This is a genomic window from Variovorax sp. P1_G12 (assembly GCF_056405555.1).
The window spans coordinates 103,865-117,315 of sequence record NZ_JBFUBW010000003.1 but is presented as its reverse complement, the minus strand read 5'-3'; the positions used below and the strand labels follow the sequence as shown (position 1 = coordinate 117,315).

The following is a 13,451-nucleotide window of genomic DNA, read 5'->3' as shown; positions in this document are numbered from 1 at the left end:
GATCGCTGCATGCCCGAAATAGGCCAGCCTCGCGCAAGCACCCGCATGACCAGCGCCACCGCCGTCGTGCTGCTGGGCCTGCGCGGCCTGCGCTCCGTGCACGGCGGGCCCTTCGATCTCGACATCGGACGCGGCGAATGCGTGTCGCTCATGGGACCTTCGGGCTCGGGCAAGAGCCTCCTCATGCGGCTGATCGCCGACCTCGACCCCGGCACCGGAACGGTCTGCCTGCATGGCCGCCAGCGAAACGCCTGGAGCGCGCCCGAATGGCGGCGGCAGGTGGTGTACCAGGCCGCGGAGCCGGCCTGGTGGGCGCCCACGGTGGCCGCGCATTTCGCCTCGGACAAGGTCGACGCCGCCCGTGCCATGCTGGGCGAACTCGGCCTGCCGGAGGCCATCCTCGATGCCGAGGTCGCTCGCTTGTCGACCGGCGAGCGTCAAAGGCTGGCGCTGCTGCGTTCGCTTTCGCTCCAGCCCGCGGTGCTGTTGCTGGACGAGCCCACCGCCGCCCTGGACGCCGCCTCGACGACGGCGGTGGAAAACCTGCTGCGCCGTCGACTGCAGGACGGCCTGTCGATACTCTGGGTGACGCATTCACGCGAGCAGGCCGTGCGCATGGGCACACGCCACTACGAAATGCACGACGGGCAGGCTCGGCTCTCATGAACACCGTCACCGTCCACCTCCAGGCGACCGATGTCGCGCTGGCGGCCTTGCTGGTGCTCGCCAATGCCTGTGCCTCGATCGTGCTGCGGCTGCACCTGCACCGGCAGGTCCTCTGGGCAGCCACGCGCATGGTGGTGCAGTTGCTCCTGGTGGGTCTGCTGCTGAAGGTCGTCTTCAGGCTGGGGTCGCCGGCGCTGACCCTGCTCGTCGTGCTGCTGATGATCTGCGCCGCCGCGCGCGAAGTCGCGGTGCGTCCGGAGCGGCGCTTTCAGGGGTGGCGCAACTACCGCATCGGCATCGCGGTGGTCGGGGTCTCGAGCCTGGCGACGGTCGTCCTGGCATTGATGACCGCCATCCGCCCGGAGCCCTGGTATGACCCGCGCTACGCCATCCCGCTGATGGGCATGGTGCTGGGCAGCGTGCTGAATTCGGCGAGCCTCGGGCTGGACAGCTTCGTCGAAGGCGTGACCCTGCGCCGACAGGCCATCGAGGCCCAGCTGGCCCTGGACACGCCAATCCGCAGCGCGCTGGCCGAGTTGACGCGGTCATCGATCCGGCGCGGCATGATTCCGATCATCAACCAGATGTCCGCGGCCGGCATCATCACCTTGCCGGGCATCATGACGGGTCAGTTGCTGGCCGGCATGGATCCCGTCGAAGCGGTCAAGTACCAGATCCTGCTGCTTTTTCTCCTCACCGGGGCGGGCGGCCTGGCGGCCGCCGGGGCGGTGTACCTCGCGGCGCGCGCCATCACCGACGAGCGCCAGCGGCTGCGCCTCGACCGCCTAGGCCCCGCGCGGGGAGCCCCTCGGCCCGCGGGACTCTCGCGCTGAGGCGGGCCGGCTTCGCCTCCGGGACACCGCCATTCCTCCTCGGGCACATTCAGATTGCATTCATGATTGCAATCTGGAGTTACAGTTGGGCCGATCACCCAGCGGCCAGTTGAAGGCGACGGGTTGCGACCTTGCCGATCTTCGACGAGCGGGATTCACCCGGAGCCAAGGAGTACGACGAATGCGTCTGTCTTCTGTAACTCGACCTCACGCGGGCCACTGGGTCGTGGCAGCCGCCGTCCTCGCAACGGGTTGCCACGGCTGGGCGCAGTGCCTGCCGTCGATCTCGCCAGCCTGCGCATCCGTCCCGCCCATCCCCCTGGGTGCGCGGCCCGAAACCGGCGCCTACTACGGCAACCAGCACCAGTCGGGCGTTCTGTTCGTGCACAGCCTGGAGGACCGCCAAGGCGGCTGGGGCTGGCAGCCCCGGACGGACACGGCGGAGCCACAGCGCGGGGTCTTCGACCTGCGAGCGGGTGGCACCGGGGATCGAATTCGCGGCGACACCGGCGGGTTCGACATCGACAGCAGGACGGCATGGGTGCAGGGCACGGCGACCCTTGGCCAGTGGTCGCCGTTCGGACGCTCCGACCGGATGCACTTCGGCGCCATGTTCGGCTACGGGGGCACGCGAAGCGACGCACAGGGCGTCCCGGCCTACTTCCAGTCGGAGGGAAACACCAGCGGCTACAGTGTCGGCGCCTTCGGCACCTGGTATCAGGATGACCTCACCCGCACCGGTTGGTACAGCGACCTCTGGGGCCAGTACGCCGTGTTTTCCGACCGCGTCCAGACCGTGTTCCGGGAACAGGTCGACTACAACTCCCACGCCGGAATCCTGTCGGCCGAAGGCGGCTACGTCGTCCGCCTGCAAGACAGCAGCTGGTCGCTCGTGCCGCAGGGCCAGTTCGTCTATGTTCACAACCACACCTACAACGTGACGCAGGTGGATGGACTGCAGGTCGACGGCGCCCATCGTGGCGGCTGGCTGTCCAGGCTGGGCGTCCGCGCGGAACACGAGGCCTTCGGCTGGGCAGGTGCCGTCGTTCGGCCGTCCGTGACCTTGAACTGGTGGCATGACGCGCTGGGCGACGAGGTGGTGGTCGACAACGTGTCGACGCGCTACCTCTACCCCTCCAATCGATTCGAATTCAAGGCCGGCGTCGACGCCAGATTCCAGGGGGGATGGATGGCCTGGGGCAATGTGGGCTGGCAAACGGGCAGTCAGTCGTACCAGGCCTGGACCGTGCAGGCCGGCACCCGATTCGTCTGGCGATGACGCGGGGACAGCCCTTCTCGTGCGCGCTCGGGATGCGTCGCGCGAGGGTAGGCACCCCCAGTGAAACGCCCCTGAACCGCCGAGTCAGCGATGCGGTTCAGCTTGCCTTCAGAACCGCAGCCTAGAGTTGACGGCCATGTTCGATCGGCTGTGTCAACTCATTGCAAGACAGTGCCTGTGGTGGTGCGCGGCCGGCGTTGCACTGGTCGTCCTGCAGCCCTTCCTCTGCGCCGACTCCGTCCAGGGCCGCGTGGATGCCCGGGGGCTTCGATGAAGCAGCTCGATCTCACCCTCTTCGCCTGGATGGCCGCGGGCCATGAGCCCAACGCGTGGATCCTGTCGGTCGCCGCCCTGATCGCGGTCTGGGGCCCGTGGATCGGCGCAGTGCTCGTGGCCTGGGCCTTTGCGCGCCAGCCCGCTCAACGCGGCTACCTGGTGGCCACCTTGTGCGCGCTGGCGGTGGCCGCGCTGCTGGCGCATTGGATCGCGTCCGCACTCGGTTTTCCGAGGCCGTTCATGACCGGCCTCAGCCCGCCCTATGTTCCGCACGGAGCGCGAGGTTCGCTGCCGAGCGCGCACGCTTCGGTGATGTTCACGCTGGCGCTGGCGCTGCTCGTGCGTCCCGGTCTCCGGCGCATCGGACTGCTGGCGACCGCTGCGGCATGCGCCACAAGCTGGGCCCGCATCTACGTGGGCATCCATTTTCCGCTGGACATCGCCGCAGGCGTCCTGCTGGCGATGGCGATCGTGTCGATCCTGAGCGCCATCTTCATCATCGGCCGCCACCTGGCGGCGGTCGCCGACCGACGAAGGATGCCCGCATTCGCACCACCGAAGGCGGCCGACAAGTCGGCCGGCTGAAGGAGGCATCCGAATTCGCGGGCGGCGCCGAGCAGCGCGCCCTTCGGATCGACCGGATCCGCCGCGCCGCGCCGCGCCGCAAAGATTGCCTCAGATCAATACGCGCGCGCCGCGCTTGACGTAGCCTTTCTTCCCTGGCGCTGTTCAGCGCCTCGCCGCATGACAAGGAGCGCTGAAATGTGCATGGAATTGCTGCAGAGGCTCGCGAATGCCCGACTCCCCCTCACGATCGTCGAGCCGGAACAGATCGACAAGGTGCGAAGGCTCGATGCCGCGAGCTACATCGCAGGCTTTATTCCGCGGATTCATCTCGACACCGATCGCCGCGCGCGGCAGGATCCCGCCAGCGTCATGCAGATCACCGCACGCGGCTACGACGCGCTGAAGCAGATGGCAAGAAGCCCGGAGGCATCGCCATGATCGGGATCGACACTGGCATGAAAGCGAAGATCACCCTCCCCGACCCGGCGCTGCGCCGGCAAATCCTCGCCGCGCTCAAGCGCGACGGCAGCACGCGCGACGTCGATCTCGAGGTCGACGTGTCCGATGGCGTAGCGACGCTCACCGGCCGCGTGGAAAGCTGGGCCGAGAGACTGGCGGTCGAGCGCGCCGCCCATGCGGTCAGAGGTGTGCGTGCGCTGGTGCTCGTGCTGGACGTTCGGGCCGATCCGGCGCATCAGCATTCAGATCGTCAGATTGCACTGGCCGCCGTCCATCGTCTGAGGTGGAACGGCGTCGTGCCCGCGGAGAACCTGCTGCTCGAAGTCCAGGAAGGCCTCGTGACGCTGCGCGGCGAAGTCGAATGGGATTTCCAACGCTCGATCGCCGAAGACACGGTGCGCAGCGTCAGCGGTGTTCGCGCCGTGCGCGACAAGCTCAGCCTGAGGCCCCGCAGCGCGGCGGCAACGCTGGCCAGGCTGATCCAACGCGCAGGCCGTCGGATCTGAGCGCGCCATTCGTCGGGATGCCACGTGATCGCGGCCGTCACCACCACTGTCGCAACGGCCGAGCAGGCGAACGCGCTCGCCACCACCCTGATCGAACGCCGCCTCGCCGCCTGCGCGCAGCTCACGCCGATCGAGAGCGTCTATTCCTGGCAGGGTGAACTGCACCGCGAGCCCGAAGTCCGCGTGCTGTTCAAGACCACGGTGCGGCTGCAGGCGGCGCTGATGGCGGCCATCGCGCAGTGCCATCCCTACGAGGTTCCGGACATTCACGCCCAGACACTGGCAGCCGTGCACCAGCCCTATGCGGACTGGGTGGCTGCCAACGTGGAGAGCGGGTAGCAGTCCGTGCACGCATCCCGAACGCGCCGGCGCAGCCAGCGGCGCGCGAGGTCGCCATCCCGTTTCCACGCACACCACCAGGCGAGCGGCCGCTTGGCCCGCGTTCCCTCGTGAACGCCACATTTCAGTCTAGTAAAAACCCCAATATGGCGCCGGGGGCGTTCGATGAAAATCATCCTATTCATGATAATGATTTGATGATTACTGGAAAACCCAAACACAGAGGCGCCCTTCAATCGAAGGTGCCGGACATGATCGCCAACTCGTTGCGCGAGCAGATCGTGAACGAAGCCATGGTCGTCAACGACAAGCTGCCCGGCGAGAAGGAACTGATCGAGCAGTTCGGCGCCAGCCGCGGCTCCGTCAGGGAAGCACTGAAGTCCTTGGAGGTCCAGGGCTTGATCTACACGGTGCCGGGACCCGGCGGCGGCGCCCGTGTGCGCGAGGTCGAGGAGCAGCGCGTGTTCGAGTTCATGCGCAACTTCTTCCACTTCCGGCCGCTGGACGGCGCCCAGATCTACACGGTGCGAAAGCTGGTGGAGCCCGAGGCCGCGGCCAGCGCCATCGGGCTGCTGACGCCGGAACACTTCGATCGCCTGCAGGCCACGATCGATGCCCTCGAGGGTGACGACATGCACCACTGGGCGCGGCACCGCTCGGCGGAAGTCGAGTTCCATGAAATCCTGTCGGAAGTCTGTCCGAATCCGCTGCTGGGCATGATCGCGAAGTTCGTGAACGCGGTGATCCGAAGCGGTGCGGAATCGAGTTCTCCTTCGGCCGAACATGCGCACGATGAGCATGCGTACACCTGCAACAACCGCAAGCAGCACGCCGAGATCCTCCAGGCACTGCGCGACGGCAACGCGAAGCGGGTGCGCAAGCTGATGCTCGAACACATCGAGGACGCTGAAAAGTTCATCGTCCCGCTGGACGCCCGCGTGCGATCCAGACCGGCAAAAAGCCGCTAGTCCACCCCTGAATCCCGTCTTTCGAATCCATGGCGAATCTCTCGCCAGGGATGGCCTTTTCCTTCTCAAACCTGGAGCCTTCATGACCGTACAGCATCCCTCCCGTCGCAGCTTTGGTCGCGCCCTCGTGGCGGGCGGCATGATCACCGGCGCGCCGTTTCTGGCTCGCAGCCAGTCCAAGACGCGGATCGCCCTCTTCGCGACCTTGTCCGGGCCGCTCGGCGCCCAAGTCAAGCCCACGACGTATGCGGCCGAACTCGCCGTCAAGATGGCGCAGCAATCGTTCGGCGTCGCCGCCGAACTGCAGCTGATCGACGACGAAGGCAATCCCGGTCGCGCCGCGCCCAAGGTGATCAACGCGATCCAGAACGACGGAACGAAGTTGTTCGCCGGTGCGGTGCTGTCGTCCGTCGGCCTGGTGATGGCCGCCGAAGTGCACCGTGCGAAAGGTGTCTACGTCAGTTCCGTCGGCGCGGACGAGATCACCGGCTCGGCCTGCAACAGGTCCACGTTCCGCTGGCCGGTGCCCAGCTACGGCGCCGTCGAGCAATCGCTGCGGCCCGTGATTGCGGAGACGCCCGGCGCCAAGCGCTGGTACACGGTGACGGCCAAGTACGTGTTCGGCGAGGCCATGCTGAGCGCTGCGCAGCGCATCTTCAAGGAGAAGGGCATCGAACACGTCGGCAACAGCTACCACGGCCTGACGGACAGCGAGTTCTCCGGGCTGATTCCCGGCATCGCCGCCGCGAAGCCGGACGTGCTGGTGCTGCTCAACTATGGGCCTCAGACCGACGCGTTGCTGCGCCAGATCGCCTCGTTCGGCCTCAAGTCGAAGATGAAGATCGTGGTTCCGTGGTCGGGCGGGCTGGACCAGTTCCAGGGCCTGGGTTCGGACCTTCTCGATGGCGTGTACCTGGGGGCCCAGTACTACCACGACATCCAGGAGCCGGGCAACAAGCGCCTGGTCGAGTTCTTCAAGAAGGAAGCGAACAAGCTTCCGAGCTATGGCGCCATCAACCTCTATTCGGTGACGGAGCTGGCGCTGCGCGGCGTGAAGGCCGCCGGCAGCGCCGATCCGGCCGCGGTCATCAAGGGCCTCGAGGGCCTCAGCTACGAAGGCGCAACGGGCGTCGAGACGGTCCGGGCCAGCGATCACCAGGTGCTGAAGAACTACTACCTCCTCAAGGGCAAGGCGAAGGCCGCGAAGAAGTACGAACAGGACTACGCCGACATCGTCAGCTTCGGGAAGTCCTTCGAGGACATGGCGACGTCGACTTGCAAGATGGCCTGAGGCCTGGGGAAGAAGGAACGCCTCCATGCTCAACATCGTCCTCGTGCAACTGCTCAACGGCATCGGCACCGGCATGATCTATTTCCTGTTCGCGGTCGGCTTGTCGATCGTGTTCGGGATCATGCACTTCCTCAATCTGGCACACGGCGCGCTCTACATGCTGGGGGCCTACGTGGCCTGGGCGATTGCCGAGTGGAGCGGTTCCTTCTGGCTCGGCCTGGCTGGCGCGCCTCTGGTTCTGGGCCTCGGCGGCTATGCGCTGAAAGACGGCGTGCGCACGCTCCAGCAGTTGCCGACCGTCTACCAGATCCTCACGACGATCGGCGTGGGACTGGTCATCCAGGAACTGGTCATCATCCAGTGGGACACCATCGGCAAGACGCAGGCCGTGCCGGAACTGCTGGAAGGCTTCGTGGCGATGGGCGACCTGCTCTATCCGAAGTACCGGCTCTTCGTGGTGGGCGTCGGCGCGCTGGTGGCGCTGGGCTTGTGGTTCTTTCTTGAACGCACGAAGTTCGGTGCCGTGCTGCGCGCCGGGACCGAATCCGAACAGATGGTGTCGCTGCTGGGCATCGACATCGCGAAGGTGTTTGCCTACAGCTTCGCGCTGGGCGCGGCACTCGCCGCGGTCGCGGGTGCATTGGCTGCGCCGATTCGCGGTATCGAGCCTTTCATGTCGATCGAGGCGATCGCGACCGCCTTCGTGGTCGTCGTGATCGGGGGCATCGGGAACTTCACCGGGGCGTTCTTCGCAGCGCTGCTTGTCGGCGTGGTGCAGAGCCTCGTGAGCACGTTCTGGTCGGAGGGCGCCAGCATGTCCGGCTACATCCTCATGGCCTTGATCATTCTTCTGCGGCCGCGCGGACTGATGGGGCGGGCATGATGCGCGACCAGCGGCTTCCCCTCCACCTCCTCGCGATCCTGGCGCTGGCCGGCGGCCTGGCGGTGGCGATGCCCAGCCTCGCGACCGCGACGCAATGCGTGGTCATGGCCGTCGCCGCGCTCGGCGGCACCTTCCTGCTTGGCAAGGTGGGCCTGCTCTCGTTCGCGCAGGCGGCGTTCTTCGGCGCCGGTTCCTATGCGGCCGGGCTGGCCGGCTTGCACCTGCATGCGGGCGCGCTGGGCATGCTTGCGGCGGGCGTGGCCGTCGCAGCCTTCGCGGGCTTGCTGGTCGGCTGCATCGCCACGCGGCGACGCGGCGTCTACTTCATCATGATGACCCTCGCGCTGGGGCAGTTGGCATTCTTCATCGCCTATGCCTGGTCGGACCTGACCGGCGGCGACAACGGACTGGCCTCGGTGCCCCGCGGCGCGCTCATGATCGGCGGCTTCGAGCTGACGCCGCTGGAAACGCCGGCTGCCTTCTACGGCTTCTGTGTCGCGTGCCTGGTGGTGACCTATGCCGCCTTGCACGGCGTCAGTCGCTCTCCTTTCGGCTCCGTGCTCGCAGCCATCCGGGAAAACGAAGATCGCGCGATCGCCGCGGGCTACAACGTCTACTGGTTCAAGGTGGGCGCGATCGTCATGTCGGCGGCCGCCACCGGCGTCGCCGGTGCGTTGTACGCCATGTTCCTGAGATTCGTTCCGCTCAGCAACATCGACTTCGCCATGGTCAATCACCTGGTCCTGGTGACGTTGATCGGAGGCACCGGTTCCCTGATGGGCGGCGTGCTCGGCGGCGTCGCGTACGAACTCCTGAGCCACTTCCTTGTCGGTCTCTGGGAACGATGGCTTCTGCTGCTCGGGCTGGCGCTCATCTTCATCGGCGTGTGGATGCAGTCGGGCCTGTGGGGATTGCTCGAAGCACTGGCGCGGCGCGTGCGCGGCGGCCAAGACAAGAAGGCTTTCCAATGAACGCGGCCACGCTCGAAGTCAAGAACCTGAGCCTGAATTTCGGCGCCTTCCAGGCGCTGACCGATGTGAACTTCAGCATCGCCCCTGGAGGCGTGCATGCCTTCATCGGTCCCAATGGCGCGGGCAAGACTTCGCTCTTCAACTGCATCACGGGCCTTCGCAAGCCAAGCCAGGGCGAAATCCTGCTGGGCGGCCTGGACATCGTGGCCATGAGTCCGCAGCGACGGGTGCGGCGGGGCCTGGCGCGGTCCTTCCAGGTGACCAACATCTTCCCCGAGTTGTCCGTCGTCGAGAACGTCCGGCTGTGCATCCAGGCCATGCGGGGCAAGTCCTCGTTCAATCCCCTGCCCTCGCGCCGGATTCAGGCCGCGCTTGGCGAGGAGGCCATGGTCTTGCTGGAGGAGCTGGGACTCCACCCGCATGCCGACCGCGCCGCGGCCAATCTGCCGCACGGATTGCAGCGCCGGCTGGAGATCGCGATGGCCCTCGCGGCGGACCCGCGTGTGCTTCTGCTGGACGAGCCGACCTCCGGCATGGGCGTGGACGACCTGCAGGAGATGACCGCGCTGATTTCCCGCCTGGGCAAGACGCGCACGGTCATCCTGATCGAGCACAACATCAAGCTCGTCATGTCGATCAGCCGCGACGTCACGGTGCTGCACCGCGGTTCGGTCCTGGTGTCCGGCGAGCCACACGCCGTCGCGGGTCATCCGGAGGTCAAGAGCGCGTACCTGGGGAGCCAAGCGTCATGCTGAAAGTCAGTCAACTTCACGCGTACTACGGCAAGAGCCACATCCTCCAGGGCGTCGACCTGCACGTCGGCGACGGCGAGATCGTCGGACTGCTGGGCCGAAACGGCGCGGGCAAGACCACCACGCTGGCGTCCATCGCCGGCCTGATGCGCGGCTCGAAGGGAAGCATCGTGCTGGGCACCGAGTCGATCCTGCAGCTTCCCGCCTACCAGATCGCGCAACGCGGCATCAGCCTGGTGCCGGAGCATCGCGGCATCTTCAAGACCCTCTCGGTCCTGGAGAACCTTCAGATCGCCGAGCGTCCCGGCTCGAAGTGGCATCTTGCCGACATCTTCGGCATGTTCCCCCGGCTGTCCGAACGGCAACGCAACGGAGGCGCCGAACTCTCGGGGGGCGAGCAGCAGATGCTGGCGATTGCGCGTGCGCTGCTGAACAACCCCCGGGTCCTGCTGCTCGACGAGCCGACGGAGGGACTCGCCCCGGTCATCGTCGACGAGTTGCGCCAGGTGGTGCGAAGGGTCCGCGATGCGGGCGTGCCGGTCCTGCTCGTCGAGCAGAACCTGAGCTTCTGCATGGACCTGGCGGACCGCCACTACATCCTCGAGCAAGGGGCGATCGTCCACGAGATCCACCGGCAGGCCTTCGGCGCCGAGCGCGCCGTCTACGAGCACTACCTGAGCGTCTGAACTGCAACCCTCCCCATCGGCACCTTCATCCGGCGCCCTCGAATCCATGAAAGAAGACATCTGGCGCTGGTCGGCCACCGACGTGGCCGAGCGCATTCGTGCGAAAGACATCAGCAGCCGCGAGGCGGTGCGCTCGTGTCTCGAGCGGATCGACCGGATCAATCCTGGCGTGAACGCCGTCGTTTCGCTGCAAGCCGAGGCGGCCTTGGCTGCCGCGGACGCGGCCGACCGCGCGGTCGCCGCCGGAGAACCGCTGGGGCTGCTCCATGGCGTCCCGATCACCACCAAGATCAACGTCGACCAGGCGGGACTTCCCACCACCAACGGCGTCGTCGCGCTGGCGGACCAGGTCGCGGCGTCGGACAGTCCGGTCGTCGCCAATCTCCGGCAGGCGGGGGCCGTGATTCTCGGGCGCACCAACACGCCGGCGTTCTCGATGCGCTGGTACACCGAGAACGACCTGCACGGGCGAACGCTGAATCCCTGGAATCCGGAGGCGACGCCGGGCGGATCGAGCGGAGGCGCCTCGGTGGCGGTGGCCACGGGCATGTGCGCGATCGGCCACGGCAACGACGGTGGCGGGTCGCTGCGCTATCCCGCCTACTGCACCGGCACCGTGGGTTTGAGGCCTTCGTTCGGCCGCGTGCCCGCGTTCAACGGAACCGCCTCGGGCGAGCGCCAGCTCTCGCTGCAATGGGTCTCGGTGCAAGGCGCGATCACGCGGACCGTCGCGGATTCGCGGCTGGCCCTGCGGGCGATGGTGGCACCGGACCCTCGCGACCCGTGGCATGTGCCGTTGCCGATCGAGATGCCCGAGTGCCCGAAGCCTTGCGTGGCCGTGAGCATCGACCCGGCGGCTGTCGGCGTGCATGACAGCGTGCGGGACCACGTGCTCAAGGCCGCATCGATTCTGGCCAGCGCCGGCTACCTCGTCGAGCGCTGCGATCCGCCCGATGTCGCCGCGTCGGCCCGGGCCTGGAACGACTTCGCCCAGGGTGAATCGAGAATGTCCCTGGCGCCGCAGGTGAGAGCGCTCGGCGATGCGAACAGCGTGCGCGCTTTCGAGCTGATGATGAACCGCACCCCCCACCTCGACACCCGGGCCCTGATGCAGGTTGCGGCTTCGCGGGCGACACTGCTGCGAAACTGGCAGTTGTTCATGGAATCGCATCCCCTGGTCCTCTGTCCGGTCGCCATGGAGCCGGCCTTGCCTTATGGCGTGGACATCGAGAGCGACCAGACGGTGGACAGACTCTACCGCTCGCACACCTTCCTCTTCGCCACCGCATTCCTCGGCCTGCCCTCGATCTCGGTCCCCACGGGCGTGGTCGACGGTGTCCCGATGGGTGTGCAGATCATCGGCCGGCGCTTCCGGGAAGACATGGTGCTGGACGCGGCGCACGTGATCGAGCAGGTCTGCGGAGTGCCGACGCCCATCGATCCAACACAGTTCAACCACTGATCCACAAAGAGAATCATGAAAAATCTTCCTTCAGACATCTGGAAATGGGACGCCGTCGACATCGCTCGCGGCATTCGCAGCGGCACGATCTCGAGCCGCGATGCGGTGCAGGCGAGCCTGTCGAGAATGGCGGCGGTCAACCCCCGGCTCAACGCCGTCGTGGTCGACCTCGGCAAGCAGGCGATGGCCGACGCGGACGCCGCGGACGCTGCCGTGGCGCGCGGCGACGACGTCGGACCCCTGCATGGCGTGCCCGTCAGCATCAAGATCAACGTCGACCAGAAGGGCCAGGCCAACAGCAACGGCGTCGTGGCGTTCGCGGACAACATCGCGACCGACGACAGCCCCGTGGTCGCCAACCTGCGTTCCGCGGGCGCCGTGTTCGTGGGTCGTACCAACACGCCGGCATTCTCGGCGCGCTGGGCCACGGACAACGACCTGCATGGCAACACCCTGAATCCCTGGTCGCTCGACCACACGCCGGGTGGCTCGAGCGGCGGCGCGTCCGCGAGCGTGGCGGCCGGCATCACGCCCATCGCGCATGGCAACGATCTGGCGGGGTCCATTCGCTACCCCGCCTACTGCACGGGCATCGTGGGCCTGCGCCCCAGCTTCGGCCGCGTGCCCGCATTCAACCCGTCCGCCAAGGTCGAGCGCTCCCTGTCGATGCAATGGATGTCGGTCCAGGGGCCGCTTGCGCGCCGTGTCGCCGACGTGCGCCTGGCGCTGGAGGTCATGTCGAAGGCGGACCTGCGCGACCCGTGGTGGGTCAATGCGCCGTTGCAAGGCGCAAGGCCACCGGGGCCTCTTCGCGTCGCCCTGTCGGTGGATCCCAGTGGCACCGGCGTTCATCCTCATGTCGAGGCCGCGCTGCACAAGGCCGCGCGCGCCCTGGCGGCGGCAGGGTATGCGGTGGAAGCGGTCGATCCGCCCGACATGGCGGCCATCGCTGAAGACTGGCATGTGCTGTCGCGCGCCGAAGCACCGCGATTCATGCTGGAGGGTGTCCACGCCCACGGCGATGCGGGCATCAAGAAGGCCGTTCTCTGGCACATGGAGAATCCCCGGCGCCCTACGCCCGACGAGTACATGGACGCACTGGCGCGGCGCGCGGCATGGGTGCGCAAGTGGAACGCCTTCCTGGCGCAGTACCCGCTCGTGCTGTGCCCCGTCTCGCTGGCCCCACCCTTCCGACAGGGCGCGGACGTCTCGACCGAGGAGGTGTTCAACGAGATCGTCCGTACACAGGCGCCGTCCTTCGCAGTGCCGTTGCTGGGCCTGCCCGCGATCTCCGTCCCGACCGGCGTCGAGCAAGGATTGCCGACCGGGGTCCAGCTGATCGCCGCGCGCTTCCGCGAAGACCTGGTGCTGGAGGCCGCGGAAGTGATCGAAGGCCACTGTCCGATGGCCACGCCCATCGATCCCTCGTTCTGAGCGGTGCGCGTTTCCCGGCTTGATCGCCGGGATCCGGCTGGCACACGGTGCTCGCGGCTCCGGCGCGCCCGGGGTCGCC

The 13,451-nt window shown here is 67.0% G+C and carries 15 protein-coding genes; all 15 read left to right on the top strand.

The genetic code is table 11. The annotated features are described in order from the left end of the window. Positions 1-45: 45 nt before the first annotated feature. The 15 genes from AC1D2O_RS04680 to AC1D2O_RS04610 all read left to right on the top strand — a co-directional run bounded on the left by AC1D2O_RS04680 (position 46) and on the right by AC1D2O_RS04610 (position 13,372). Positions 46-666 (top strand): ABC transporter ATP-binding protein, encoded by a 621-nt coding sequence (locus AC1D2O_RS04680; RefSeq protein ID WP_478156333.1) that lies wholly within the window; start codon positions 46-48, stop codon positions 664-666. Next, positions 663-1,499: an ABC transporter permease gene (locus AC1D2O_RS04675; RefSeq protein WP_478156331.1), complete on the top strand. Its 837-nt coding sequence runs from the start codon at positions 663-665 to the stop codon at positions 1,497-1,499. The genes AC1D2O_RS04680 and AC1D2O_RS04675 overlap by 4 nt, the downstream gene beginning before the upstream one ends. A 181-nt stretch (positions 1,500-1,680) precedes the next feature. Further along, positions 1,681-2,778: an autotransporter outer membrane beta-barrel domain-containing protein gene (locus AC1D2O_RS04670; protein WP_478094374.1), complete on the top strand. Its 1,098-nt coding sequence runs from the start codon at positions 1,681-1,683 to the stop codon at positions 2,776-2,778. 270 nt (positions 2,779-3,048) lie between these two features. After that, positions 3,049-3,639, top strand: coding sequence for a phosphatase PAP2 family protein (locus AC1D2O_RS04665; RefSeq protein WP_478156330.1), 591 nt, complete (start codon positions 3,049-3,051; stop codon positions 3,637-3,639). A gap of 183 nt (positions 3,640-3,822) precedes the next feature. Next, positions 3,823-4,059, top strand: a complete 237-nt coding sequence (locus AC1D2O_RS04660) for a hypothetical protein (protein ID WP_478093701.1) — start codon at positions 3,823-3,825, stop codon at positions 4,057-4,059. Then, positions 4,056-4,586, top strand: a complete 531-nt coding sequence (locus AC1D2O_RS04655; RefSeq protein ID WP_478093699.1) for a BON domain-containing protein — start codon at positions 4,056-4,058, stop codon at positions 4,584-4,586. Before AC1D2O_RS04660 ends, AC1D2O_RS04655 begins: the two co-directional genes overlap by 4 nt. A 24-nt stretch (positions 4,587-4,610) precedes the next feature. Then, positions 4,611-4,925, top strand: coding sequence for a divalent-cation tolerance protein CutA (gene cutA / locus AC1D2O_RS04650; RefSeq protein WP_478093698.1), 315 nt, complete (start codon positions 4,611-4,613; stop codon positions 4,923-4,925). Between the two features lie 110 nt (positions 4,926-5,035). Continuing rightward, positions 5,036-5,893, top strand: a complete 858-nt coding sequence (locus AC1D2O_RS04645; RefSeq protein ID WP_478156329.1) for a FadR/GntR family transcriptional regulator — start codon at positions 5,036-5,038, stop codon at positions 5,891-5,893. A gap of 82 nt (positions 5,894-5,975) precedes the next feature. Beyond that, a complete protein-coding gene (locus AC1D2O_RS04640) occupies positions 5,976-7,184 on the top strand; it encodes an ABC transporter substrate-binding protein (RefSeq protein ID WP_478093694.1) in 1,209 nt (402 codons plus the stop codon). Positions 7,185-7,209: 25 nt separating this feature from the next. Beyond that, entirely contained in the window at positions 7,210-8,067 is an 858-nt protein-coding gene (locus tag AC1D2O_RS04635) for a branched-chain amino acid ABC transporter permease (RefSeq protein ID WP_478156327.1), read from the top strand. Then, positions 8,064-9,038 carry a branched-chain amino acid ABC transporter permease gene (locus AC1D2O_RS04630; RefSeq protein ID WP_478089664.1) on the top strand — a complete coding sequence of 325 codons (975 nt, stop codon included), beginning with the start codon at positions 8,064-8,066 and terminating at the stop codon, positions 9,036-9,038. The genes AC1D2O_RS04635 and AC1D2O_RS04630 overlap by 4 nt, the downstream gene beginning before the upstream one ends. After that, positions 9,035-9,793, top strand: a complete 759-nt coding sequence (locus tag AC1D2O_RS04625; protein WP_478089663.1) for an ABC transporter ATP-binding protein — start codon at positions 9,035-9,037, stop codon at positions 9,791-9,793. The genes AC1D2O_RS04630 and AC1D2O_RS04625 overlap by 4 nt, the downstream gene beginning before the upstream one ends. Then, positions 9,787-10,476, top strand: a complete 690-nt coding sequence (locus tag AC1D2O_RS04620; protein WP_478089662.1) for an ABC transporter ATP-binding protein — start codon at positions 9,787-9,789, stop codon at positions 10,474-10,476. The genes AC1D2O_RS04625 and AC1D2O_RS04620 overlap by 7 nt, the downstream gene beginning before the upstream one ends. A 46-nt stretch (positions 10,477-10,522) precedes the next feature. Next, positions 10,523-11,938: an amidase family protein gene (locus AC1D2O_RS04615; protein ID WP_478089661.1), complete on the top strand. Its 1,416-nt coding sequence runs from the start codon at positions 10,523-10,525 to the stop codon at positions 11,936-11,938. A 15-nt stretch (positions 11,939-11,953) separates the two neighbouring features. Then, entirely contained in the window at positions 11,954-13,372 is a 1,419-nt protein-coding gene (locus tag AC1D2O_RS04610) for an amidase (protein ID WP_478156325.1), read from the top strand. Positions 13,373-13,451 lie beyond the last annotated feature (79 nt).